General features: G+C 69.7%; 19 protein-coding genes and 5 tRNA genes. 14 read left to right on the forward strand and 10 right to left on the reverse strand.

Going from position 1 to position 25,306, the window contains the following annotated elements:
- Positions 1 to 10 precede the first annotated feature (10 nt).
- From IE262_RS30075 to purM, 4 genes are all read left to right on the forward strand, one after another.
- Positions 11 to 808 carry a maleylpyruvate isomerase family mycothiol-dependent enzyme gene (locus IE262_RS30075; RefSeq protein WP_189878077.1) on the forward strand — a complete coding sequence of 266 codons (798 nt, stop codon included), beginning with the start codon at positions 11 to 13 and terminating at the stop codon, positions 806 to 808.
- A gap of 148 nt (positions 809 to 956) precedes the next feature.
- Positions 957 to 1,754, forward strand: a complete 798-nt coding sequence (locus tag IE262_RS30080; RefSeq protein ID WP_308432813.1) for an META domain-containing protein — start codon at positions 957 to 959, stop codon at positions 1,752 to 1,754.
- Between the two features lie 85 nt (positions 1,755 to 1,839).
- On the forward strand, positions 1,840 to 3,366 hold the full coding sequence (gene purF, locus IE262_RS30085) for an amidophosphoribosyltransferase (RefSeq protein WP_134040061.1): 1,527 nt from the start codon (positions 1,840 to 1,842) through the stop codon (positions 3,364 to 3,366).
- A gap of 43 nt (positions 3,367 to 3,409) precedes the next feature.
- Positions 3,410 to 4,474 (forward strand): phosphoribosylformylglycinamidine cyclo-ligase, encoded by a 1,065-nt coding sequence (purM, locus tag IE262_RS30090; RefSeq protein ID WP_134040062.1) that lies wholly within the window; start codon positions 3,410 to 3,412, stop codon positions 4,472 to 4,474.
- A gap of 105 nt (positions 4,475 to 4,579) precedes the next feature.
- On the opposite strand, the gene IE262_RS30095 is transcribed toward purM, so the two are convergent.
- Positions 4,580 to 4,834 carry a DUF3073 domain-containing protein gene (locus tag IE262_RS30095; RefSeq protein WP_189878079.1) on the reverse strand — a complete coding sequence of 85 codons (255 nt, stop codon included), beginning with the start codon at positions 4,832 to 4,834 and terminating at the stop codon, positions 4,580 to 4,582.
- Between the two features lie 311 nt (positions 4,835 to 5,145).
- The gene (locus IE262_RS30100) at positions 5,146 to 6,252 is read right to left on the reverse strand and encodes a Leu/Phe/Val dehydrogenase (RefSeq protein ID WP_134040064.1); all 1,107 of its coding nucleotides are present in this window, start codon (positions 6,250 to 6,252) and stop codon (positions 5,146 to 5,148) included.
- Between the two features lie 243 nt (positions 6,253 to 6,495).
- On the opposite strand from IE262_RS30100, the gene IE262_RS30105 reads away from it, so the two are divergent.
- Together IE262_RS30105 and bldC are read left to right on the forward strand one after the other, a co-directional pair.
- A complete protein-coding gene (locus IE262_RS30105; protein WP_189878082.1) occupies positions 6,496 to 7,338 on the forward strand; it encodes a DUF8083 family protein in 843 nt (280 codons plus the stop codon).
- A gap of 650 nt (positions 7,339 to 7,988) precedes the next feature.
- Positions 7,989 to 8,195 (forward strand): developmental transcriptional regulator BldC, encoded by a 207-nt coding sequence (bldC, locus tag IE262_RS30110; protein ID WP_003949541.1) that lies wholly within the window; start codon positions 7,989 to 7,991, stop codon positions 8,193 to 8,195.
- Positions 8,196 to 8,748: 553 nt separating this feature from the next.
- Here the strand turns inward: bldC and IE262_RS30115 are convergent.
- From IE262_RS30115 to IE262_RS30140, 6 genes are all read right to left on the reverse strand, one after another.
- Complete coding sequence (locus tag IE262_RS30115; RefSeq protein WP_189878084.1) at positions 8,749 to 8,955, reverse strand: DUF6274 family protein; 207 nt, start codon at positions 8,953 to 8,955, stop codon at positions 8,749 to 8,751.
- 123 nt (positions 8,956 to 9,078) lie between these two features.
- On the reverse strand, positions 9,079 to 10,218 hold the full coding sequence (locus tag IE262_RS30120; RefSeq protein ID WP_189878169.1) for an RNA polymerase sigma factor: 1,140 nt from the start codon (positions 10,216 to 10,218) through the stop codon (positions 9,079 to 9,081).
- Between the two features lie 8 nt (positions 10,219 to 10,226).
- On the reverse strand, positions 10,227 to 10,646 hold the full coding sequence (locus tag IE262_RS30125) for a YciI family protein (protein ID WP_134040067.1): 420 nt from the start codon (positions 10,644 to 10,646) through the stop codon (positions 10,227 to 10,229).
- 287 nt (positions 10,647 to 10,933) lie between these two features.
- Positions 10,934 to 11,008, reverse strand: a tRNA-Asp gene (locus tag IE262_RS30130).
- Positions 11,009 to 11,127: 119 nt separating this feature from the next.
- Positions 11,128 to 15,120 (reverse strand): ATP-dependent RNA helicase HrpA, encoded by a 3,993-nt coding sequence (gene hrpA, locus IE262_RS30135; protein WP_189878085.1) that lies wholly within the window; start codon positions 15,118 to 15,120, stop codon positions 11,128 to 11,130.
- A gap of 221 nt (positions 15,121 to 15,341) precedes the next feature.
- Positions 15,342 to 15,869, reverse strand: coding sequence for a hypothetical protein (locus IE262_RS30140; protein WP_189878087.1), 528 nt, complete (start codon positions 15,867 to 15,869; stop codon positions 15,342 to 15,344).
- A gap of 160 nt (positions 15,870 to 16,029) precedes the next feature.
- On the opposite strand from IE262_RS30140, the gene IE262_RS30145 reads away from it, so the two are divergent.
- The 8 genes from IE262_RS30145 (at position 16,030) to IE262_RS30180 (ending at position 23,075) form a co-directional block, all read left to right on the forward strand.
- A complete protein-coding gene (locus IE262_RS30145) occupies positions 16,030 to 16,380 on the forward strand; it encodes a metallopeptidase family protein (RefSeq protein ID WP_134040070.1) in 351 nt (116 codons plus the stop codon).
- Positions 16,381 to 16,481: 101 nt separating this feature from the next.
- The gene (locus IE262_RS30150; protein WP_189878089.1) at positions 16,482 to 18,101 is read left to right on the forward strand and encodes a metallophosphoesterase family protein; all 1,620 of its coding nucleotides are present in this window, start codon (positions 16,482 to 16,484) and stop codon (positions 18,099 to 18,101) included.
- A 105-nt stretch (positions 18,102 to 18,206) separates the two neighbouring features.
- Positions 18,207 to 18,279: transfer RNA gene (locus tag IE262_RS30155), tRNA-Glu, on the forward strand.
- Between the two features lie 49 nt (positions 18,280 to 18,328).
- A tRNA-Asp gene (locus IE262_RS30160) sits at positions 18,329 to 18,403 on the forward strand.
- A gap of 24 nt (positions 18,404 to 18,427) precedes the next feature.
- A tRNA-Phe gene (locus tag IE262_RS30165) sits at positions 18,428 to 18,501 on the forward strand.
- 281 nt (positions 18,502 to 18,782) lie between these two features.
- Positions 18,783 to 21,059 (forward strand): DEAD/DEAH box helicase, encoded by a 2,277-nt coding sequence (locus IE262_RS30170; protein ID WP_189878092.1) that lies wholly within the window; start codon positions 18,783 to 18,785, stop codon positions 21,057 to 21,059.
- Positions 21,060 to 21,193: 134 nt separating this feature from the next.
- Positions 21,194 to 22,729: an amino acid permease gene (locus tag IE262_RS30175; RefSeq protein WP_134040073.1), complete on the forward strand. Its 1,536-nt coding sequence runs from the start codon at positions 21,194 to 21,196 to the stop codon at positions 22,727 to 22,729.
- Between the two features lie 273 nt (positions 22,730 to 23,002).
- Positions 23,003 to 23,075: transfer RNA gene (locus IE262_RS30180), tRNA-Lys, on the forward strand.
- 141 nt (positions 23,076 to 23,216) lie between these two features.
- Here the strand turns inward: IE262_RS30180 and IE262_RS30185 are convergent.
- Positions 23,217 to 23,909 carry a hypothetical protein gene (locus tag IE262_RS30185; RefSeq protein WP_189878094.1) on the reverse strand — a complete coding sequence of 231 codons (693 nt, stop codon included), beginning with the start codon at positions 23,907 to 23,909 and terminating at the stop codon, positions 23,217 to 23,219.
- A 503-nt stretch (positions 23,910 to 24,412) separates the two neighbouring features.
- Positions 24,413 to 24,598 carry a hypothetical protein gene (locus tag IE262_RS30190; RefSeq protein WP_134040075.1) on the reverse strand — a complete coding sequence of 62 codons (186 nt, stop codon included), beginning with the start codon at positions 24,596 to 24,598 and terminating at the stop codon, positions 24,413 to 24,415.
- Positions 24,599 to 25,306 lie beyond the last annotated feature (708 nt).

The raw sequence follows: 25,306 nt of genomic DNA on the forward strand, positions 1-25,306 counted from the left end.
GCTGACGCTCATGCCTCCGGCCAGGAAACGCCCCCGCACCTACGACCCCGCCAAGATCCGCACGGCGGTGCTCGCCCACTTCGGAAACGTACGGGATGCCGTGCGCACCCTCACCCCCGACCAGCTGGCCGGTCCCACCCGCCTCGGGGACTGGACGGTACGGGAGCTCGTCGCGCACATCGCGATGGCCACCGAGGCCCTGAGCCGGGCCATCGACCAGGAGCCGCCCGCGAAGGTGGAGCTCTCCTTGCTGGAGTGGCCGCCCGCGACCGCCGCGTTCGCCGACGCCAACATCGACCGCACTCGCGCCTTCACCCGCGAGAACCCGGACCTCGACGTGCTGTACGCCCGCACCGAGCAGCGTTTGGCCGAGCGGTTGGCCGCCACTCCGGGCGAACGGCTGCTCGCCACCCGACCCGGTGCCATGAACCTGGCGGACTACCTGGTCACCCGCACCGTCGAACTCGTCGTCCACACCGACGACCTGAACGCGGCCGTGCCGGGCCTGGACGTCCCGTACGACCGTCAGGCGCTCGCCGCCTGCACCCGGCTGCTCGTCGACGCGCTCGCCGTGAAGGCGCCCGGCGGTTCTACCGAGGTGCGCGTGCCGCCGTACGCCGTCGTGCAGTGCGTCGAGGGCCCGCGGCACACGCGTGGCACCCCGCCCAACGTCGTCGAGACCGACCCGCTGACCTGGGTCCGGCTCGCCACGGGACGTGAGGAGTGGCAGGAGGCCGTACGGCAGGCGCGCGTCCGGGCGAGCGGAGAGCGCGCCGATCTCGGCGGCCTGCTGCCCCTCATGCGCTGAGACCCGTCCGGCAAAGAACCCGCACTCTGTCCGGAGAAGAACCCGCACTCTGTCCTGAAGAACCCGAACCCTGTCCGGAAAGAGCCTGAATCCTGTCCGGAAAAGACGGGAACCGCTCGCCCACCCCACCCGTCCCAGCGTCATGAACATGCAGCGACTGACCCTCAGCGCCCTGATCCTGCTTCCGCTCGTCGCGGCCTGCGGCAGCGAGTCGGGCAGCAGTTCCGTCGGCTCGAAGCCCGGCTCCCAGGCCCCCGTCGCCGGCGTCCGCTGGAGCGTCGACAGCCTCACCCTCGACGGGAAGCGCGAGCAGGCCCCCGACAGCGCGTATGTGAAGATCGCCAAGGATGGCAAGGTCGACGGCAACTACGGCTGCAACGGCTTCGGTACGACCGCGACCGTCGAGGGCGACAGCGTCAGGTTCGGCAACGCCCAGTCCACCGACATGGCGTGCGAGGACGTCCCGATGTCCTTCGAGGAGTCCCTGCGCCGCACCCTCGGCGACGGGCCGCTGAAGGCCGAGACGAGCGACGGAAAACTCACGCTCACCTCGGGCTCCGGCGACAAGGTCGTCCTCAGCGAGGAGGAGCCCGCCCCGTTGTACGGCACCACGTGGAAGGTCACCTCGCTCGTGAAGGACGGCACGGCCCGTTCCCTGCCGTCCGACTCGGTCGACAAGGCCTGGTTCACCTTCGACAAGAAGGAGGGCAGGCTCGCCGGCAACCTGGGCTGCAACCGTGTCACGGCCGACGCGACCGTACGCGACGGTCAGCTCACCGTCGGCACCCCCGGCACTACCCGCAGGATGTGCGACGGCTCACTCATGGACACCGAGCGGACGCTCCTGGACCTCTTCAAGAGCGAGGTCAGCTACCGGATCGACGACCGAACCATCACGTTGACCAGCGAAAACGGCGAGGGCATCAGCGCGGTCGCCAGTAAGTGACGTACGCGGGCCAGGGTCGCCTCACCGGCATGCACCGAGATCACGGGATTCGGACCAGTGCGCGATCTCGCCTACACTCGGTGCCGTGCCACGTGGTGACGGTCGACTCAATCACGATCTGCTCCCCGGTGAGAAAGGCCCCCAGGACGCGTGTGGCGTCTTCGGTGTCTGGGCTCCGGGCGAAGAGGTCGCAAAGCTCACGTACTTCGGGCTCTACGCCCTCCAGCATCGGGGCCAGGAATCCGCGGGAATCGCGGTCAGCAACGGCCGCCAGATCCTCGTCTTCAAGGACATGGGCCTCGTCTCGCAGGTCTTCGACGAGACCTCGCTCGGTGCGCTCCAGGGGCACATCGCGGTCGGTCACGCCCGCTACTCGACGACTGGCGCCTCCGTGTGGGAGAACGCCCAGCCGACGTTCCGGGCGACCGCGCACGGCTCCATCGCGCTCGGACACAACGGCAACCTGGTCAACACGGCGCAGCTCGCCGAGATGGCCGCCGACCTGCCCAAGCAGGAAGGCCGGTCCACCCGGGTGGCGGCCACCAACGACACCGACCTCATCACGGCGCTCCTCGCCGGCCAGACCGGCGAGGACGGTGAGCCGCTGACCGTCGAGGAGGCCGCCGCCACGGTCCTCCCGCAGGTCAAGGGCGCCTTCTCGCTCGTCTTCATGGATGAGCACACCCTCTACGCGGCCCGCGACCCGCAGGGCATCCGCCCGCTGGTCCTCGGCCGTCTGGAGCGCGGCTGGGTGGTCGCCTCCGAGTCCGCCGCCCTCGACATCTGCGGCGCCAGCTTCGTCCGCGAGATCGAGCCGGGCGAGTTCGTCGCCATCGACGAGAACGGTCTGCGCACCTCCCGATTCGCGGAAGCGAAGCCCAAGGGCTGCGTCTTCGAGTATGTGTACCTGGCCCGCCCGGACACGGACATCGCCGGGCGGAACGTCTACCTCAGCCGCGTCGAGATGGGCCGCCGCCTCGCCCACGAGGCCCCCGCCGAGGCCGATCTGGTGATCGCGACCCCGGAGTCCGGCACCCCGGCCGCGATCGGTTACGCCGAGGCCTCCGGCATCCCGTTCGGCGCCGGTCTGGTCAAGAACGCGTACGTCGGGCGTACGTTCATCCAGCCCTCCCAGACGATCCGTCAGCTCGGCATCCGGCTGAAGCTGAACCCCCTGAAGGAAGTCATCAAGGGCAAGCGCCTGGTCGTCGTCGACGACTCGATCGTGCGCGGCAACACCCAGCGCGCCCTGGTGCGCATGCTCCGCGAGGCCGGCGCCGCCGAGGTCCACATCCGGATCTCGTCCCCGCCCGTGAAGTGGCCCTGCTTCTTCGGCATCGACTTCGCCACCCGCGCCGAACTCATCGCCAACGGCATGACGATCGAGGAGATCGGCACCTCGCTGGGCGCCGACTCGCTGTCGTACATCTCCATCGACGGCATGATCGAGGCGACCACCATCGCCAAGCCGAACCTGTGCCGCGCCTGCTTCGACGGCGAGTACCCGATGGAGCTCCCGGACCCCGAGCTGCTCGGTAAGCAGCTCCTGGAGACGGAGCTGGCCGCCGGGCCCGCCGCCACGGCCGCCGCCGACGCGATCCGCCGTCCGTAAGAGCCCGTGATCCCTGCCGTACGACACGAAAGTGCCCTTTGCCATGTCTGAGAACGGTGCCAGCTACGCAGCCGCGGGCGTCGACATCGAGGCGGGCGACCGCGCCGTCGAGCTGATGAAGGAGTGGGTGAAGAAGACCCGGCGCCCCGAGGTCCTGGGCGGCCTCGGCGGCTTCGCCGGGCTCTTCGACGCCTCCGCCCTCAAGAACTACGAGCGCCCCCTGCTCGCCTCCGCCACGGACGGCGTCGGCACGAAGGTGGACATCGCCCGGCAGCTCGGTGTGTACGACACGATCGGCCACGACCTGGTCGCCATGGTCATGGACGACATCGTGGTGTGCGGGGCCGAGCCGCTGTTCATGACCGACTACATCTGTGTCGGCAAGGTCCACCCCGAGCGGGTGGCGGCCATCGTCAAGGGCATCGCGGAGGGCTGTGTGCTCGCCGGGTGCGCCCTCGTGGGCGGCGAGACGGCTGAGCACCCCGGCCTGCTGGGACCCGACGACTTCGACGTCGCCGGCGCCGGCACCGGTGTCGTGGAGGCCGACCGGCTGCTCGGCGCGGATCGCATCCGTAAGGGTGACGCGGTCGTCGCGATGGCGTCCTCCGGGCTTCACTCCAACGGGTACTCGCTGGTCCGGCACGTCCTGCTGAACCAGGCGGGCCTGTCCCTGGACGCGACGATCGACGAGCTCGGCCGCACGCTCGGCGAGGAGCTGCTGGAGCCGACCAGGATCTACTCGCTGGACTGCCTGGCGCTGATCCGCACCACCGAGGTGCACGCCTTCAGCCATGTCACCGGCGGCGGACTCGCGGCGAACCTCGCCCGTGTCGTCCCCGACGACCTGCACGCGGTCGTCGACCGCTCCACCTGGACGCCGGCCCCGGTGTTCGACCTCGTCGGCCGCACCGGCGACGTCGAGCGGCTGGAGTTGGAGAAGACCCTGAACATGGGCGTCGGCATGATCGCGATCGTGCCCCAGGAATCGGCGGACGTCGCGCTGGCGACCCTCGCCGACCGTGGGGTCGACGCCTGGATCGCGGGTGAGATCACCGACCGCGGTGAGCACACGACGGGGGCGGCTCTGACCGGCACGTATTCAAGCTAGAAGCTTCAATCCAAAAGCGCCGGCGCCTGAGTATCGCGGCGGCAGCGCAAAACCCGGTCCGGCGGTGGTGGACCGCTCCGGACCGGGGCAAGCGCAGCCAGATCGTCAAGCGCCGCGGCGTTGCGACGCGGGACCGGACTCCTCGTCCTCATCGTCCTCGTCGTCGTTGTACATATCCGCGTACTGGGCGTACGGGTCGTCGTCGTCTTCGTCGTCCTCGAACGGCTTGCCGTTCGGAGGCTGGCTCGAAGTCGATGCGCCCAGCTCGCTGGCCAGACGCGACAGGTCAGTCCCGCCGCTGTTGTACTTCAGCTGGCGGGCGACCTTCGTCTGCTTGGCCTTGGCCCGGCCGCGCCCCATGGCTCGACCCCCTCGGTGACGGGGCTCGACGGCCCCAGAGTCTTGACGCGTTCATGATCTAGAACGGGCTCTCCGCAGAGAGACCGCCCCTAGGGCTTCCACCGTACCTGAGCCCGCGCCCATACGGTACGTCGCCCGCACTGCGCGCGTGTGCACAAGGCCTTCGGGGAGTCCCGTCCTTGCTGGTCAGTGGCGATTTTAACCACTTCTTGCAGGACGACCCGCCGACGAACGTGAGAGTTCTCTCCCACTGCCCCCAGGCAGGTACCGGCCGAACCCGTGGGGCACCCTCGCGGGCGCCCCACGGAACCTCAGCGTCCGCGACCGCGCGCCGACGACGCCTCCTGCATCCGCTGCTCGGCGATCCGGTCGGCCGCGGCGGCCGGTGGAATCCCATCCTGATTCGCACGTGCGAAGATTGCCAGCGTGGTGTCGTAGATCTTCGTGGCCTTCGCCTTGCACCGCTCGAAGTCGAATCCGTGGAGCTCGTCGGCCACCTGGATGACCCCGCCGGCGTTCACCACGTAGTCCGGCGCGTAGAGGATCCCGCGGTCGGCGAGGTCCTTCTCGACGCCCGGGTGCGCGAGCTGGTTGTTCGCGGCGCCGCAGACGATCTTGGCGGTGAGGACGGGCACGGAGTCGTCGTTCAGGGCGCCGCCCAGCGCGCAGGGGGCGTAGATGTCCAGGCCCTCGACGCGGATCAGCGTCTCCGTGTCGGCGACGGCACGGACGTCGGGGTGGCGCTCGGTGATCCGGCGCACGGCCTCTTCGCGCACGTCGGTGATCACGACCTCGGCGCCCTCGTTCAGCAGGTGCTCCACCAGGTGGTGCCCGACCTTGCCCACGCCCGCGATACCGACCGTGCGATCCCGCAGTGAGGGGTCGCCCCACAGGTGGTGGGCCGAGGCCCGCATCCCCTGGTAGACGCCGAAGGCGGTCAGCACGGACGAGTCGCCGGCGCCGCCCTGCTCGGGGGAGCGGCCGGTCGTCCAGCGGCACTCGCGTGCCACGACGTCCATGTCGGCCACATACGTCCCGACGTCGCAGGCCGTCACGTACCGCCCGCCGAGCGAGGCCACGAACCGCCCGTACGCCAGCAGCAGCTCTTCCGTCTTGATCTTCTCGGGGTCGCCGATGATCACGGCCTTGCCACCGCCGTGGTCGAGGCCGGCCATGGCGTTCTTGTACGACATCCCACGGGCGAGGTTCAGCGCGTCGGCGACGGCCTCGGCCTCGGTCCTGTACGGGTAGAAGCGGGTGCCGCCGAGGGCGGGGCCCAGGGCGGTGGAGTGGATGGCGATGACGGCCTTGAGGCCGCTCGCGCGGTCCTGGCAGAGCACGACCTGCTCATGGCCGCCCTGGTCCGAGTGGAACAGGGTGTGCAGTACATCAGCAGGCGCGCCGGTTACGTCGGTCACGGTGGTGACTCCAGGCTGAGTGCGGCGGTGTCGGGACGGACTCCCGTACGGGTGGCGGGGCCCGTGGCATGAGGGTAGAGCCTGTTCCCGCCAGTCATCCGCGCCGTGCTCATCAGTGTCCAGGATCACCCTCCCCAGGAGTACGTTCGCACATGTGCGTGGGACGATTTGCAGTGGTTCCCCGCTTCCCGCGCGCGGGAAGCGGCAGGGTTTCGTGTCGGGTCCCATGGGGAGGGAGCAGGCGTGCCCAAGGTGTCCTCGCTGGTCGTTCCGTACGCGTCGTACCTGCGCGTGTACGAGCCGCTGGCCGCCTTCCCGGAGCCCGAGCGCAGCCACTGGGCGCGCTACGCGCGTCGTCCGGACCGCCCCTCCTACCAGGACGAACTGCGCCGCTCGCTGACCGATCTGCTGCCCACCCCGCCGATCCCGGTGCCGGTGCACGAGAGCGGCGACGCGTTCGTGCTGGAGGCCGACGGCGTGCTCTGCGTCTGCCCGTGGCGCACCAGGCTGCGCGGCTGGCAGGCGCTCGGCGATCTTGCCGAGGAGCTGCCCGCACCGGTCCTGGACGCCGTGCTGCCGCCGGTCGTGCGCCGCCAGGCCGCCCAGGACTACGAGCGCTGGATGGCCCGCCATCCCGACGCCCGGCCGTGGATCCGCAGCTCGACCTGGCATGTGCCGCTGAACTGGTTCGTGCTCGTGGGGGACGAGGAGCGGCGCTACGACAAGGGGTCGGACGAGGTCCCGCCGGCGCTGCGGTACCGCACGCCGATGGTGCAGGCGCGGCGGCGGGTGGCCCGGGGGCTGCGGGCGATGCGGGACATGATCGACGAGGGGCCGCTGATCGACGGCCTGGTGGACGTGGGGCGCTGGCTGGAGGAGTTCCACCCTCGCTCGCTGGTCGAACTGGACTACGGCGGCCTGGTGCACGTCCTGCCCGCCGACCAGCTCGACGGGGACCACTCGGCGGCGGACGTCGCCGAGGGCATCGAGGCGCTGCGCACGGGGGACGAGGATGCCGCCGGGGCGGCGTACGGGCGTCTGGTGGAGCGCTGGCGGGCCGTACGGGACCGCCGGTCGTCGAACTGAGGCCCCGCTCCCCGCGGGTGCCGAGGGGCCGGTCGGGCGGGCGCGGCGGGTGGCACGGCCGTGAACTTGCTGCTCGTGAAACCCAGTTGGCGGTCTGCGATGGAACAAGCTTTCCGCGAACTGTGATGTCATGGTGAACTATCGACCCTTGGCCCAGGCTTGACGTACCGAAGTGTGCGTTGGGGGGTGACGGGGGGCGTATGGGCCCTGATCCGGTCTTATGTGTCAAGTAGCCGTTAAGGGTGACGGACTGCACTAACAAGGGTCTTGCCTCTTACGCCCCTCCTCGTGCCAAAATAGGACAAGGAGTCCGGGGGAGACTTCTTCTGCCCAAGTATGGGTGGAATCTCAGCATTGCACGCTATGGGGGGTCTGGTGACTCCTGATCGCTGGTGTGACTGATCGTCACAGTGGCGTGACTGTCCGCTATGGCATGGTCCATCGGCTTCCGTCGCTGATGAACACCTGGGAGGGCAATTCCATCGGTTTGGCCGACGCGGCTGGACAGATGGTGTAGTTGTAGTGCCGAGGACAAGCCGTTCGTCCTATAACCGACTCGACTCGCGTCCGCCATTTCGGGCAACGCGGGTCAAGGTGCAGAATTTAGAGGAAAGAACCGAGAAGGTTCGGTTCTCCCGAGGAGGCCGCTCATGACCGCTCGCACCCCTGATGCCGAGCCGCTGCTGACCCCGGCTGAGGTCGCCACCATGTTCCGCGTGGACCCGAAGACGGTCACGCGGTGGGCGAAAGCCGGCAAGCTCACGTCCATCCGTACGCTCGGCGGGCACCGCCGCTACCGCGAGGCTGAGGTCCGCGCACTGCTCGCGGGTATTCCGCAGCAGCGCAGCGAGGCCTGAACCATCGCACAACCGGGCGAATCGGCAGGTCCCCCAACATGTCGAACCGTCCGGCCCACAGCTCCAAGCGACGCGGGTTCCTGCCCCAACAGGGCCCATGCCCAAGCTCTCCGGCTCCGCCCAGGACGTTCTAGGCGGGTCGTGTTCTCAAGACAAGCAACATAGGGTGCGTCGTCGATCGCGCTGGACTCCGCCGGGTCCAGCGCGATTTTTTTGTGCGCGGACGCAGGTGGGTGTGGCGGTGCTGTGCGGGGCTTGTGGGGGTCCGGGCCGCTGCTCCGTGAGCGGGCTTGCCGGACTCCGGGGAGGGGTGTCGGATCTTCTGTGGGGTAGCTCGGGGGCGGTGCAATTGCACATATTAAATTGACCTGTTGTAGGAGGTCGGTAAGTTCCCTGACTCCGCGAACTCAGTGTGTGACACCCGTCACGTGTCGCGGCGCTTGTTGCCGGTAGTGCATCTGCGCTACTGGAGGCGGGAGTTGAGGCCTCTTGAGGCCTCGCGCGGCTCGGGTGCCTCCGGCTCGTGCACGCTGTGTATCCCGGATCGGGTCCTTCACGCCTTCGACGGGCTCTGGGGGGTCTGGGTCTCTTCCTCGTCGGCGGTCTGCGGGTCGTCCTCGCCGTACTGTCCTGGCTCCATGGCCAGCCGCAGGAGTTGGTGGCAGATCGGGCAGTGCCGCGTCAGATGGCGGTACGAGGAGGCGGCCGACAGGTGAGCACGGAGCAGTGCGCGCGTCTCGTGCCGAGTGGTCGCCGTCATACGCCACCTCCGGGTCGGGAAGCCCTGCTTTCTGGGTACCCACGGAATGTGACGGCGTCAAGACACCCGGGGCCATGCCGGGGTGGGAGCCGACGGTTCCTCGCCCCCGCCGCCCCTACCCGGTCATGGGCGGGCGTTGAGCCGGGCGGCCTGGCGTGTCAGATGGTCGCGCTCGGCGAGGTTGGGTGCCTTGTGGGCCGCCTCGGCGTACAGCCGTGCCGCTGTCGGCAGGTCGCCGTCGCGCTCGTGGAGGTATGCCGCCACCGCGGCGTGGCGGGGCAGTGAGGCGTCCAGCGCCGCGAGTGCCGCCAGGCCGGCGCGCGGTCCGTCGGCCTCGCCGACGGCCACCGCGCGGTTGAGCCGGACGATGGGGTTGTCGGTCAGGCGCGTGAGTTCGTCGTACCACTCGACGATCTGCACCCAGTCGGTCTCCTCGGCGGTGGGCGCGTCGGCGTGGAGGGCTGCGATGGCGGCCTGGGCCTGGAACTCGCCCAGCCGGTCGCGGGCGAGGGCCGCCTGGAGGATCGCGATGCCCTCGGCGATCGCGTCGGTGTCCCACCGGCCGCGGTCCTGCTCGGCGAGCGGTACGAGGCTGCCGTCGGGCGCGGTCCGGGCGGCGCGCCGGGCGTGGTGCAGCAGCATGAGGGCGAGCAGCCCCGCCACCTCGGGGTGGTCGACCCGGGCCGCGAGCTGCCGGGTGAGCCGGATGGCCTCGGCGGCGAGGTCGACGTCGCCTGAGTAGCCCTCGTTGAAGACCAGGTAGAGGACGCGCAGCACGGTGGCGACGTCGCCGGGCTGGTCGAACCGGACGCCGGCCACGGTCCGCTTGGCCCGGCTGATGCGCTGCGCCATGGTCGTCTCGGGCACCAGGTAGGCCTGGGCGATCTGGCGGGTCGTCAGCCCGCCCACGGCGCGCAGCGTGAGCGCGATCGCGGACGACGGCGTCAGCGACGGGTGGGCGCACAGGAAGTAGAGCTGGAGCGTGTCGTCCACCGCGGGCCCGGGCCCGGGCGTCGGCTCCTCGTCGACGAGCTCCTCACGCCGGCGGCGGGCGGCGTCCGCCCGAGTCCGGTCGAGGAACTTGCGCCAGGCCACGGTGACCAGCCAGCCCTTCGCATCGCGCGGCGGGTCGGCGGGCCAGACGCGGATCGCCTCGACGAGGGCGTCCTGTACGGCGTCCTCGGCCGCCGCGAAGTCGGCTCCGCGGCGGACGAGGATGGCGAGCACGCTCGGCGTGAGGCTGCGGAGCAGGGTCTCGTCCATGGATGAGGTCACGTGTGAGGGCACTGCGTGATGGTGGGCGGCGCGGTCAGGAACGGGCGCACCTCAAGCCACTCGTGGATCGGCTTGCCGCCCGCGCCGGGCGCGGCCGACAGTTCCCCGGCCAGTTCGACGGCGCGCTCGTAGCTGTCGACGTCGATCACCATCCAGCCGGCGATGAGGTCCTTGGTCTCGGCGAACGGGCCGTCGGTGACCGGCGGGCGCCCCTCACCGTCGTACCGGACCCACGCCCCCTCGGGCGCGAGCGCCTGACCGTCGACGAACTCGCCGGTCTTCTCCAGCCGGGCCGCGAAGTCGTTCATGTACTGCACGTGCGCCGAGATCTCCTCCGGCGTCCACTGGTCCATCGGCACGTCGTTGACCGCGGCCGGGGCACCGCGGTAGTGCTTGAGCAGCAGGTACTTGGCCATCGTGGTTCTCCTCGGTGCTGGTGCGACCCCTTCTCGGTCGCGTTCATCGCGGGGACGGAGCCGGTCACGGGTTCTCGACATCGCCGTCCGAATTTTTCTTGGGCCCTCGTGGACGATCCTGGATGAGCCTGGGTGAGCCTGGGTGAGCCTGGGTGAGCCTGGGTGAGCCGTCTCTGCGCGGGTCTTTCCCTGTCCAACGAACGGCGCCAGGAGCGGGTGCCTGTCAGGCGAGGGGGGAATGGCGAAGGGCCCGCTGCCTTGGTAGGCGCGGGCCCTTCGATCGATTGCGGTCCTGACGGGATTTGAACCCGCGGCCTCCACCTTGACAGGGTGGCGAGCACTCCAAACTGCTCCACAGGACCAGATTTCGCGGCGCCTCCTGGCGGAGCCGGATGGTGACTCTGCCGTGCGTTGCGCTGCGAGACGAGACATTACAGGAGGGCGAGCCCTCCGGTCGAACTCACCCAGCGTACCGGGGTGGTTACGGTACCGCCGCGTCGATGGCCTTCACGATGCGCTTGTCGGAGACGGGGTACGCCGTGCCGAGTGCGTGGGCGAAGTAGCTGACGCGGAGCTCCTCGATCATCCAGCGGATGTCCAGGACGGAGGCGGGGACCGGGCGGCCCTGCGGCATCTGTTCCAGGAGCCAGGCGTACTCGTCCCGCATCTCGTGGATCTTCTCCATGCGGGTGGTGTCCCGTTGGACGTTCGTCGGCATCTGCTGGAGGCGACGGTCCGCGGCCACCAAGTAGCGCATCAGGTCGGGCAGTCGGCGCAGACCCGTCTCCGTCACGAAGCCGGGCTTCACGAGGGCGTCCAGCTGCGCCCGTACGTCCTGGAGGTTCGGCAGGAGCGCGGGGCTCCGTACGGCCTTCAGACGGCGCTCACAGGACTGCCAGGCGGCCAGCACCTGCTGCACCTGGCCGACCGTACGGACCGTGGTGTCGACGATCTCGGCGCGCACCTTGTCGTACAGCTTCCGGTACGACGACTCGTCCCAGGCCGGTCCCCCGAGGTCCCCTATCAGCCGGTCGGCCGCGGCCGTCGCGCAGTCGTCGAAGAGGGCCTGGATCGAGCCGTGGGGGTTCGCGGACAGGGCGAGCTTCTGGGGGTTCGTCAGTTTCTCCGAGGCGAACTTCGCCGGGTTCACCGGGATGCTCAGCAGGATCAGACGGCGGGTGCCCTTCCACATGGCCTCCGCCTGCTCCGCCTCCGTGTCGAAGAGGCGGACCGAGACCGTGGCGCCGTCGTCGACCAGTGCCGGGTACGCCTTGACCGGCTGGCCGGCGCGGCGGGTCTCGAAGACGCGGGTGAGGGAGCCGATCGTCCAGTCGGTCAGGCCGGAGCGCTCCAGCGACTCGCCGCCCTGACGCTCCGCCGTGGCCGCGGCGGCCTGCGAGATGGCCTTCCTCGCCTTCGGTTTCAGCCTGAGCTTCAGGGCCTCCAAGTCCTTGTCCTCGGCGAGCTTGCGGCGACGCTCGTCGACGATACGGAACGTGATGCGCAGGTGGTCCGGCACCCTCTCCCAGTCGAAGTCGTCGGCATCGAAGGGGACTCCGACCATGCGCTTCAGCTCGCGCGCCATGGTCGTGGTCAGCGGCTCCTGCAAGGGGACGGACGTGTCCAGGAACCTCTTCGCGAAGTTCGGCGCCGGTACGTAGTTGCGGCGGATCGGCTTCGGGAGGGAGCGGATGAGCTCCGTGACGAGTTCCTCCCTGAGGCCCGGGATCTGCCAGTCGAAGCCCTCGTCGGTGACCTGGTTGAGGACCTGGAGCGGGATGTGGACGGTCACACCGTCGGCGTCCGCGCCCGGCTCGAACTGGTAGGTGACGCGGAACTTCAGCTGCCCCTGCCGCCACGAGTCCGGGTAGTCGGCCTTGGTGACCGCCTCCGCCGACTCGCGGATCAGCATCTCCCGCTCGAAGTCGAGGTAGTCCGGCTGCTCGTGCCGCTTGCGCTTCCACCAGGAGTCGAAGTGGGCGCCGGAGACCACGTGTGCGGGTACGCGCTCGTCGTAGAAGTCGAAGAGGGTTTCGTCGTCGACGAGGATGTCGCGGCGGCGGGCGCGGTGCTCCAGCTCCTCGACCTCGGTCAGGAGCTTGCGGTTGTCGGCGAAGAACTTGTGGTGCGTGCGCCAGTCACCCTCGACGAGGGCGTTGCGAATGAAAAGTTCGCGGCTCGTCTCGGGGTCGATACGGCCGTAGTTGACCTTCCGCTGGGCGACGATCGGGACGCCGTACAGCGTGACCTTCTCGTACGCCATGACCGCGGCCTGGTCCTTCTCCCAGTGCGGCTCGCTGTAGGTGCGCTTGAGGAGGTGCTCGGCGAGGGGCTCGATCCACTCGGGCTCGATGCGCGCGTTGACGCGGGCCCAGAGGCGGGAGGTCTCCACCAGCTCCGCCGACATCACGAAGCGCGGGGGTTTCTTGAAGAGGGCCGAGCCCGGGAAGATCGCGAACTTGGCGTTGCGGGCGCCCAGGTATTCGTTCCGCCCGCTCTCCTTGCGTGCGCCCTGGCCGGAGTCCTTGGACTCCCTCACGTCCTTCATGCCGATGTGCGAGAGCAGGCCGGCGAGGAGGGAGACATGGATGCTCTGGTCGGCCGCGTCCTCCTCGTTGAGGTGGATGCCCATCTGTTTGGCGACCGTGCGGAGCTGGCTGTAGATGTCCTGCCACTCGCGGATGCGCAGGAAGTTCAGGTACTCCTGCTTGCACATACGGCGGAAGGACGACGACCCCCGCTCCTTCTGCTGCTCGCGGATGTACCGCCACAGGTTCAGGTACGCGAGGAAGTCGCTCGTCTCGTCCTTGAAGCGGGCGTGCTGCTGGTCGGCCTGCGCCTGCTTGTCGGCGGGGCGCTCGCGCGGGTCCTGGATGGAGAGCGCGGCGGCGATGACCATGACCTCGTGGACGCAGCCGTTCCGGTCGGCTTCCAGGACCATGCGGGCCAGGCGCGGGTCGACGGGGAGCTGGGCGAGCTTGCGGCCGGTCTGCGTGAGGCGTTTGCGCGGGTCCTTCTGGGCCGGGTCGAGCGCGCCCAGTTCCTGGAGGAGTTGGACGCCGTCGCGGATGTTGCGGTGGTCCGGCGGGTCGATGAAGGGGAACTTCTCGATGTCGCCGAGGCCCGCCGCGGTCATCTGGAGGATGACGGACGCGAGGTTCGTCCGCAGGATCTCGGCGTCGGTGAACTCCGGGCGGGCGGTGAAGTCGTCCTCGGAGTACAGGCGGATGCAGATGCCGTCCGACGTACGGCCGCAGCGGCCCTTGCGCTGGTTGGCGCTGGCCTGGGAGACCGGCTCGATCGGGAGCCGCTGGACCTTGGTGCGGTGGCTGTAGCGCGAGATGCGGGCGAAGCCCGGGTCGATGACGTACTTGATGCCGGGGACGGTCAGGGAGGTCTCGGCGACGTTCGTGGCGAGGACGATCCTGCGGCCGGTGTGCGGCTGGAAGACGCGGTGCTGCTCGGCGTGCGAGAGCCGGGCGTACAGGGGGAGCACTTCCGTGAAGCGGTACTGCTTCTTCACCAGCGCGTCCGCCGTGTCGCGGATCTCCCGCTCGCCGGAGAGGAAGACGAGGATGTCGCCCTTGCCCTCGGCCATCAGCTCCTCGACCGCGTCCGTGATCGCGGTGATCTGGTCGCGGTCGGCGTCGTCGCCCCCGGAATCAGACACAGCCTCTTCGAGGAGCGGGCGGTAGCGCACCTCCACGGGGTACGTCCGGCCGCTGACCTCGATGATCGGCGCGTCGCCGAAGTGGCGCGAGAAGCGCTCGGGGTCGATGGTCGCCGAGGTGATGACGACCTTCAGGTCCGGCCGCTTCGGCAGCAGCTGGGACAGGTACCCCAGCAGGAAGTCGATGTTGAGGGACCGCTCGTGGGCCTCGTCGATGATGATCGTGTCGTAGGCGCGCAGCTCGCGGTCCGTCTGGATCTCGGCGAGCAGGATGCCGTCCGTCATCAGCTTGACGAAGGTGGCGTCCGGGTTCACCTGATCGGTGAAGCGCACCTTCCAGCCGACGGACTCACCCAGGGGTGTGTCCAGCTCCTCCGCCACGCGCTCGGCGACCGTCCGGGCCGCGATACGGCGGGGCTGGGTGTGCCCGATCATGCCGCGGACGCCACGGCCCAGCTCCATGCAGATCTTCGGGATCTGCGTGGTCTTGCCGGAGCCCGTCTCACCGGCGACGATCACGACCTGGTGGTCGCGGATGGCCTCCGCGATCGTGTCCTTCTTCTGGCTGACGGGCAGTTGCTCGGGGTAGGTGACGGCGGGCACGCGGGCGCGCCGCTCGGCCATCCGGTCCTCGGCCTTCGCGACCTCCGCCTCGATCTCGGCGACGACGGCGGCGCGGGCCTCCGGATTGCGGATCTTTCGCGCGCCTTCGAGCCTGCGCCCGAGCCGGTGCGCGTCGCGCAGGGACAGCTCGGCCAGGCGGGGGGCGAGGGCGCCGAGGGCGGGGGCAGGGTGCGTAGACATACGGGGACCAGGATCTCACCTCGCCGAAATTGCTGGCGAACGCTTTTGCGCTCCGCGCGGGGCGGGAGGCAGGGCCACGAAGGCGATTCGGGTGCCGCTCGCTTTCCGGGCGCCCAGGAGTCCGTGCGCCCGGTCTCCGTGCGCTCCGGTCTAGCGGGACGGGTTCTCGTACGCCCCGGTCTCGTGGGACGGGTTCTCGTACGCCTCGGTCTCCGTACGTCCTACGCCGCCGCTTCCCCCGCCCGCGGTGCCGGCTCGCGTTCCATCAGCTGGGTGTTCTGCTCGTGGGCCGAGGACGACGGCTCCGGCGTGGAGGGTTCGGGGGCCGGGGACTCCGGTTCCTTCGTGGGCGGGGGCTGCTCCGGCGTGCGCGTCGGGGTCGGCTCCTGCTGCGGCGGCTCGGGCTTCTGCGGCTCGTCCCCGTTGCCACCGCCCTTGCCGTCCTTCGCGGTCGCCCCGGGGGACGGCTTCCTGGTCCTGGAAGCGGAGGCCGAGGGGGACGCCGAGTCGGACTCGTCGGACGGGTGGGGCTCGGCCGCCGCGCCCTTCCTCCCGCGCCCGCCCTGGTGCTCGGCGCCGGAACCGTCGGACCCCGCCGCCGCGCCGTCCGGAGCCTCGCCGCCCCGCTGCCGGGCCGAGTGCGAGGGTCCCGGCCTGGCCCCGTCGTCGTCCACGCTCACACAGCCGGTGGCCGCGGCGACGGTCATGACCGTGACGGCCAGACGGACGGGTACGTACAAGGCGCGCACGGGCAGCCACCTCCGAGGGCGGGCGGGAGAAGTCAACCTGCCCAACTCCCGCCGCCCACAAGAAGACACGCGCCCTGGGTGAGCGTCCCAGCGAACGACTCGTGGACCGGCGAGCACCCCGTCCCGCCCGGCCCGAGGGGCTGTCCGTGACAATGGCGGTGTGCTGGAGATGACGCGCGAGGCGTTCGAAGAGCTGGTGAGTGAGGCCCTGGACCAGATCCCGCCGGAGCTGACACGGGTCATGGACAACGTGGCCGTGTTCGTCGAGGACGAGCCTTCCGCCGACGATCCCGAGCTGCTGGGCCTGTACGAGGGGACACCGCTGACCGAGCGCGGGGAGTGGTACGCCGGAGTGCTCCCGGACCGCATCACGATCTACATGGGCCCGACCCTGCGCTACTGCGAGACGGCACAGGACGTGGTGGACGAGGTGGCCGTCACGGTCGTCCACGAGGTGGCGCACCACTTCGGCATCGACGACGAGCGCCTCCACGAGCTGGGCTGGGGCTGACAGAGAGACAGAGAGACAGAGGAGGCGGAGGAGATATTGGTCACCTCAGTATCCGCGTCCCTCCCCGCATAGCCATCCGCGTACCCGGGCATACGGGACCAATGGCCCGCGTCCCCGCTCTCGCTGTCGCCGCCGTGCGCCGCGTACGGCAGTCGCCCGGCGCCCTGGTCGGTCAGTACCGGGCGCGCCGTTCGCACCCGACCGTCCAGCTCGTCCACCAGCCCCACCCCTGGACCCGCGCCCTCGGCCTCGTCGCCGTGGTGCTGCTCGGCGCCTGGCTGGGCCTGCTGATCGTGGGGAACGTCCGCGCGCCGGTCGGCCCCATGAACACCACGATGACGCTGCGTCCCTCACTCGACGGCGGCACGAAGATCAACGTCTCCCCGCTCGGCGCGCTGGAGCTGCGCAGCCATGTCGCGCCGGTCCGTCTGGACGTGAACGTGGACCAGCTCGACCCGGTCCGCGCCCAGGCCCTGGTCGACCACCCGGAGCGGATCTCCGGCCTCCAGGACGAGATCGCGAGTGACGTCCGGCACGGTACGGCCGACCTGGCCCTGCGTTCCTGCGTGGCCGTGGTGTCGGGGGCCACCGCGCTCGGGCTCGCCGTCTACCGCCGTCCGCGCCGCGCCCTCGCCGCCGGCGGCCTCGCCCTGGCCCTGCTCACCGTGTCCGGCGGCACGGCCTTCGCCACCTGGAACCCGAACTCCGTCCTGGAGCCCAAGTTCTCCGGACTGCTGTCCTCGGCGCCCTCCCTCGTCGGCAACGCGCGCAGCATCGTCACCGAGTTCGACGTCTACCAGAAGGAGCTGGCGCGCCTGGTGACGAACGTGACCAAGCTGTACGACGTCACGTCCACCCTCCCCGCGTACACCCCCGACCCGAGCACGATCCGGGTCCTGCACGTGTCGGACATCCACCTCAACCCGGCGAGCTGGAAGATCATCGCCTCGCTGGTCGAGCAGTACGACATCAACGTCATCGTCGACTCCGGCGACACCATGGACCACGGGAGCACGGCCGAGAACGGCTTCCTGGACCCGATCGCGAACCTCGGGGCGCCGTACGTGTGGGTGCGCGGCAACCACGACTCGACGGCCACCCAGCGCTATCTGGAGGGCATGAAGAACGTGCACGTCCTGGACGGTGGCCGGGCGGTCTCGGTGGCCGGGCTGCGCTTCGCGGGTATGGGAGATCCCCAGTTCACCCCGGACCGCTCGGCGAAGCCAGGGGGCGCCCGGTCGGAGGAGCTGGCCGGCGCCCGGCTGGCGTCCGCGCTCCGGGACCAGGAGAGGGCGGGCACGCCGGTGGACGTGGCGATCGCCCACAACCCGGACGCGGCCCGCCAGACGGACGGCGAGGTACCGCTGGTGCTGGGCGGGCATCTCCACCACCAGGAGATGGAGGTCATGAAGTACGGCACACGGCTGCGCCTTGAGGGTTCGACGGGCGGCAGCGGGCTGCGGGCGGTGGAGGGGGACCACCCCGACCCCATCGAGGCCTCGGTCCTCTACCTCGACCGGGACACCCGCCGCCTCCAGGCCTGGGACGAGATCAGGCTGGGCGGCCTGGGCCTGACGACGGCCGAGGTCAGCCGCCACCTGCCGAAGGAGAACCAGCCCGGGGCGACTCCGTCCCCCACACCGTCCCCCAGCCTGTCCTCGACCCGGTCCCCGGGTTCGTCTGCGAGTCCGTCCGGCAGCCCCTCGCCCACGGGGCGATGAGAGCCGGTCGTGTACCGGACCCCAAACGGTTTTGGCGAACCCTCCTCGCATCGCCTATGCTTCTCACGTCCCCGACGCGCTGCAAAGCGCCCAGGTGGGCCGATAGCCCTCATCGTCTAGCGGCCTAGGACGCCGCCCTTTCAAGGCGGTAGCACGGGTTCGAATCCCGTTGGGGGCACGCAACACCGTGTGCGACACTGAGTCAGCTGGTTCGCACACAACAGCAAGGTCCTGTGGAGCAGTTTGGAGTGCTCGCCACCCTGTCAAGGTGGAGGCCGCGGGTTCAAATCCCGTCAGGACCGCTGAGGTTTCACGTGAAACCTCATGGCTGGGTAGCTCAGTTGGTACGAGCGTCCGCCTGAAAAGCGGAAGGTCGCCGGTTCGACCCCGGCCCCAGCCACCGCCCGAAGGTCCCGTTCACATGGACGGGGCCTTCGCTGTGCTCTTCATGTGCTCTGGAGCATCCCAGCTCTGACCTGCGGGTTCAGGGTCGGTTTGCTTTGAGGGGTGGAGGGTGCGTAGGGTGGCAGATCGTTTGATCCCATTTGCCCGGCGCCAAAATGACGCGCCGCGTGTGGCGCGTACTCTCCCTTGCCGTGGCCGGACCGCATTGAGGCGGTTGATTGCGACTTTCACGGAGTTTGGGCGCGTGCCGAGAACTCCGGAAGGTTTGCATTTCGCATGTCCGTTGCCAGTACTGATCACGTCGTCCTGCCCGAGGGTACGGACGAGACCGCCGCACCCGAGGCCACCTTCGCCGACCTGGGGCTGCCCGAGGCCGTCGTCCGCAAGCTCGCGCAGAACGGGGTGACCGTCCCGTTCCCGATCCAGGCCGCGACCATCCCGGACGCGCTGGCGGGCAAGGACATCCTGGGCCGTGGACGCACCGGCTCCGGCAAGACCCTCTCCTTCGGTCTGCCGACGCTGGCCACGCTGGCCGGCGGCCACACCGAGAAGAAGAAGCCCCGGGCCGTCATCCTCACCCCCACCCGTGAGCTCGCCATGCAGGTCGCGGACGCGCTGCAGCCGTACGGCGACGTGCTGGGCCTGAAGATGAAGGTCGTCTGCGGCGGTACGTCGATGGGGAACCAGATCTACGCGCTGGAGCGCGGGGTCGACATCCTCGTCGCCACCCCCGGGCGTCTGCGCGACATCATCAACCGCGGCGCCTGCTCCCTGGAGAACGTGCAGATCGCCGTGCTCGACGAGGCCGACCAGATGTCCGACCTGGGCTTCCTGCCCGAGGTCACCGAACTGCTCGACCAGGTCCCGGCCGGCGGCCAGCGCATGCTCTTCTCCGCGACCATGGAGAACGAGATCGCCACGCTCGTCCAGCGCTACCTCAACAAGCCGGTCAGCCACGAGGTCGACGCGGCGCAGGGCGCGGTGACGACCATGTCGCACCACATCCTGATCGTGAAGCCCAAGGACAAGGCTCCGGTCACCGCGGCGATCGCCTCCCGCAAGGGCCGGACGATCATCTTCGTGCGGACCCAGCTGGGCGCCGACCGTGTCGCCGAGCAGCTGCGGGACGCCGGGGTGAAGGCCGACGCCCTGCACGGCGGCATGACCCAGGGCGCGCGGACGCGGACGCTGGCCGACTTCAAGGACGGCTATGTGAACGTGCTGGTCGCCACCGATGTCGCGGCGCGCGGTATTCACGTGGACGGCATCGACCTGGTGCTGAACGTCGACCCCGCGGGTGACCACAAGGACTACCTCCACCGGGCCGGGCGCACGGCGCGTGCCGGGCGCACGGGCACCGTGGTGTCCCTCTCCCTTCCGCACCAGCGTCGCCAGATCTTCCGGCTGATGGAGGACGCGGGCGTCGACGCCTCGCGCCACCTCATCCAGGGCGGTGCGGCCTTCGACCCGGAGGTTGCCGAGATCACCGGTGCCCGGTCGATGACCGAGGTCCAGGCCGAGTCCGCCGGCAACGCCGCCCAGCAGGCCGAGCGTGAAGTGGCCCACCTCACCAAGCAGTTGGACCGCGCCACGCGCCGCGCCACCGAGCTGCGCGAGGAGGCCGACCGACTGGTCGCCCGGGTCGCCCGCGAGCGGGGCGAGGACCCGGCCCAGGCACTCGCGGAGGCGGCGGCCGAGGGGGCGGAAGCAGCGGCGGCTCCTGGCGTGGCCGAGGTTGCCGAGACCCCGGAGAAGGGCGAGCTCTCCCTGCCGGCGCAGCCCGCGGCCCAGGACGTGGAGCGGATCGAGAGGACCGAGCGTTCCGAGGGGACCCAGCGTTCCGAGCGGGGCGAGCGGACTTCTGCCTCGTACGAGCGTTCCTCGTACGAGCGGCGTGAGCGCCGGGACGACCGCCGGGACGACCGGGGTGAGCGTTCTGAGCGCGGCGAGCGCGGCGAGCGTGGCGGTTTCGGCCGTGACCGTGACCGCGACCGGGATCGGGATCGTGGCTTTGAGCGCGGTGGGCGTTCCTTCGAGCGTCGGGACGGCGAGCGGGGCGGGTTCCGCCGGGACGACCGTCGCGACGACCGGGGCGGGTTCCAGCGAGACAGGGACCGGGACCGGGACCGCGACCGTGGTGGGCGTTCCTTCGAGCGGCGCGACGACCGGGGCGGCTTCCACCGGGACAGCCGGGATCGGGACCGTGACCGCGACCGTGGCTTCCGCCGGGACGACCGTCGCGACGAGCGCGGCAGCGGCGGCCGTGGCTTCGAGCGCCGGGACGGCGAGCGGGGCGGGTTCCGTCGGGACGGTGACCGTGGGTTCGACCGTGGTGGGCGTTCCTTCGACCGGCGTGACGACCGCGGCGGCCACCGCGGCAGCGACCGTCCGTTCAACCGCGACCGCCAGGGCGACCGCCCCTCCGGCGACCGCCCCTCCGGCGGCTACCGCTCCGGCAGCCACGACCGCCCGTACGGCCGCCGTGACGACCACCGCGGCTCCGGCTCCTTCAACCGCCGCGAGGACAAGCCGCGCTGGAAGCGCAACGGCTGACATCGATCAGTAGTGGACAGAGCGCCGTGCCCCCCTTCCGGAGGGGGCACGGCGCTCTGTCGTTCGGAGTGAGGCCGCGGCTTTCAGTGTGCTGTGACGCATGTCACGGCCTCGGCGGGGGAATCGCTGGGGTCATGACAGATGACGCCATGGCGCATGGGCTGTCTGACGAAGAGCGGCTGGCCCAGCTCGGTTACACGCAGGTTCTCGCCCGCCGCATGTCGGCGTTCTCCAACTACGCGGTCTCCTTCACGATCATCTCGGTCCTGTCGGGCTGTCTGACGCTGTACCTGTTCGGCATGAACACGGGCGGTCCGGCGGTGATCACCTGGGGCTGGGTCGTGGTCGGCCTGATGACGCTCTTCGTGGGCCTGTCGATGGCCGAGATCTGCTCGGCGTACCCGACGTCGGCGGGCCTCTACTTCTGGGCGCACCGGCTGGCGCCGGAGAGGGGCGCCGCGGCCTGGGCGTGGTTCACGGGCTGGTTCAACGTCCTGGGGCAGGTGGCCGTGACGGCCGGTATCGACTTCGGGGCCGCGTCCTTCCTGGGCGCGTACCTGAACCTTCAGTTCGGCTTCGAGGTGACGCCCGGCCGGACCATCCTGCTCTTCGCCGGCATCCTGCTGCTCCACGGCCTGCTGAACACCTTCGGGGTCCGGATCGTCGCTCTCCTCAACAGCGTGAGCGTGTGGTGGCACGTGCTGGGTGTGGCGGTGATCGTCGGTGCGCTGACCTTCGTACCGGACGAGCACCAGTCCGCGTCCTTCGTGTTCGGCGAGTTCGTGAACAACACGGGCTGGGGGAGCGGGGTGTACGTGGTGTTGCTGGGGCTGCTGATGGCCCAGTACACCTTCACCGGGTACGACGCCTCCGCCCACATGACCGAGGAGACGCACGACGCGTCGACGGCGGGCCCGAAGGGGATCGTGCGGTCGATCTGGACCTCGTGGGTCGCGGGCTTCGTGCTGCTCCTGGGCTTCACCTTCGCGATCCAGTCGTACGAGGGAGCGCTGAACTCTCCCACGGGTGCGCCGCCCGCGCAGATCCTGCTCGACGCGCTGGGGGCGACGGCGGGCAAGCTGCTGTTGCTGGTCGTGATCGGGGCGCAGCTGTTCTGCGGGATGGCGTCGGTGACGGCCAACAGCCGGATGATCTACGCCTTCTCGCGCGACGGTGCGCTGCCCTTCTCGCATGTGTGGCACACGGTCAGCCCGCGCACGCGCACTCCGGTGGCGGCGGTGTGGCTGGCGGCGATCGGGGCGCTGGCCCTGGGCCTGCCGTACCTGATCAATGTCACGGCGTACGCGGCGGTGACGTCCATCGCCGTCATCGGGCTCTACATCGCCTACGTCATCCCGACCCTGCTGCGGCTGCGCAAGGGGGACGGTTTCGAGCGGGGGCCGTGGCACCTGGGCCGGTGGTCACGTGTGATCGGTGTGGTGTCGGTGACGTGGGTGGGGATCATCACGGTTCTCTTCATGCTGCCCCAGGTCTCGCCGGTGACCTGGGAGACGTTCAACTACGCGCCGGTCGCCGTACTGGTGGTGCTCGGTTTCGCGGCGACCTGGTGGCAGGCCTCGGCCCGCCACTGGTTCCTGAACCCGCACCACGAACGCACGATCACCCGTGAGGCAGCACGGAGGGAGGCACCGGAGCCGGTGGATCCGTAGGTCTGTAGATCCGTAGATCCGTAGGCCCAGATCCGTAGGTCCGGATCCGTAGATCCGTAGGGGGCGCGTCGGTTGGCCGGCGCGCCCGTCCGGGGGCCGTTTCCGGCAGTATCCGCTCCCTCTCGCCTGCTTCTTCCGTCCGTTCTGTTCTCCGGCGGGCCTTTTTGCGGGCCTTTCGACGCGGCCGGGTCGCCGATACCCGATCGGAGTCCCGGCTGCGTCGGGCTATGCTCGGGGAGGCGACATCGCGCAACCCATCGCGCGACACCGCCTGGGCCGTTAGCTCAATTGGCAGAGCAGTGGACTTTTAATCCATTGGTTGTGGGTTCGAGTCCCACACGGCCTACCGATAAGCCCCTGGTCAGACGCAGTCTGGCCGGGGGCTTCGGCGTTTCAAGATCGTTAGCTCCACTTCTCCGCCCTTTGCACGATCATGCTGCGCCGCCGTCAGGCCAGGGCACGGAGGCCGGGAGCTCTCGGGCCTTCATCACATGGCGCTCGGGAAGGCTCCGAAGGGGTCGTCGCTGGTGACGCCGTCGGGTAGTCCTTTGATGGCCTGTTCGAAGTCGGGCCATGCCTGACTTTGGCGTTCTCCGGTCAGCCTGGCGTAGAGCTCCGCGAGGGTGCCCGCGTCCCCGAGGGTGACCATCTCCTGCGCGATCTGCGGGAGCTTGTGGCCCTGGCTGATGAGCCAGGAGATGAAGGCCATCCCGCAGCCGGTGCTCAGCGGGTTGCGGTCGGTCGGGTCGGTCCGGTCGACGAAGTTGCGCGCCCCGTGCTCGGCCCAGTCCGGGGCGGTGGCGAAATCGACCAGGGCGTTGTTGCTTGCGACGGCGGCGCACCAGCGGGAGAGGGCTTCGCCGGTGTTCAGCCCGCACAGCTGGCCGTTCATCGCGCACTCGCTCAGCTCGGCCTCGAACAGCCCGGATACCCGGGCGGGGTTGCCGAGGGAGGCGTCCACCTCGATGGCGCCGCCGCTTTGGAAGGTGCAGCCGTCGTGGTCCGCGCCGCCGGAGCCGTCGGCGACGCCGCCGAGGGCGAAGACGATGGCGCTGACCGGCGCGCCGGTGGTGTTGAAGATGGTGTTGTTCAGTCTGAACACGCGGTCGGCGTCGTTCAGGAGGTCGGTCGCGTTCTGCATGCCCTGCGGCCCGAGGCTGGGGTCGACGTAAACGGTCACCGCCCCGCTGGGGCTGGCTCCCACAAGGTGGGAAACACCGCGGTAGCTCGGCCACCGAGGCGGGACGGAATGTCTTCTCAGAGGACGATTCATGGCGCTGCTCTCCACATATCGAAGGCGCTGCTTGCTGCCATTGGTCACCGGAGGTGAAGGCTCCGCGTCGTCCGGCGCGGCCCGAATTGACACTCAGTAACTCCCCTGCGGCGGGAGCCCTTACGGCCATTTTGGTCCCGCTTTGGTGGGCTCGCATCTGGGCGTACAACGCCCCGGGGTGGTTGCCCGCTCAAAGACTTGGGTTGGTTGCCCACTCAACGAAACCGCCGGATGGGCCAGTCAGGCCCCGCCGGCCGCGCGCAGGTCCCCTCCTCGGCGCGGACGTCTACCGCGACTGATCAACGAGTTGGCTTGTGGTCGTTGGCGTCCATTGCTGAATGCTGCTCAGCGCGGACGGACCTTGAGCGTGCGCCCCGCCGGACGGAACCCACCGGCGGGGCGCACGTGCGTCAGGCGGCGGTGGTGAAGGCGTGCGGCTGGCACGGCCGGCAGACGTCCGCCCACCGGCGGAGGAGCTGCTCGTAGGCCTCGGCGCGCTCTTGGGTGGGCGGCTGGTCCATGAGGCGGCGGATAAGGGCGTTGACCTCTTCCTGAGCGGGGCTGTAAGGGCCGGTGGACCAGACGGAGGAGGGCATGAGACCTACCGTACGGCGCGCCACTGACACGGCCCGTTCTGTTCGAGCGGCTGCCCTGGCCTGATCAGAACGGACCCCTGATGGCCACCCCTACCGGAATTGAGCTCAGCGACTACCCGGCCCCCGTCTGGACGTCGCACGGTGAGGGGCTTGTGCTCGTTGCTCGGCAAAGTGCAAGCGGTACGGGGATCGGGCGAACCCGCTGTGCCGTGACTGCTTCGCCGTCGTCGCGAGCGCTTGGGGGCCCGGAGTGAAGCAGAAGGGCTACAACGCCTGACCTACCCCCACCACAGGGACTTGGGGCCGGCTACTCGCCCTTTGGCAGCCCTGCGGCCGGTCTCGGACCGATCCGCGCACCCCGCGCGGCGTACGCCGGAAGGTGTCGCGCCGTGAATTCGGCTGCATCCCAATTCTCCGGCCGGACTTCCCCATCGGTCCAGATGGGGCGATGGCACGCGAGCTGACCGACCAACTCCAGGACCTCCGGGACGAGATGACCCGGCGCGGCCTGGAGGTGCCGCCGCTCTTCGGCTGGTGTAAGAGAAAGGGGGGCGCCATGCCCGCATCACGCCGCCCCGGCGGAATCAGTAAGCGGTGTGAGTGCCGCGACCAGAACGGGCGGAGGCTGGCGGGTAGCTGCCCGCAGTTGGAGAAACGGAACCACGGGAAGTTCCGGTGATCCAGGAGCGCTCCCGTCCGGTGAGGACG

The sequence above is a fragment of the Streptomyces bluensis genome (assembly GCF_014650715.1).
GTDB lineage: Bacteria > Actinomycetota > Actinomycetes > Streptomycetales > Streptomycetaceae > Streptomyces > Streptomyces bluensis.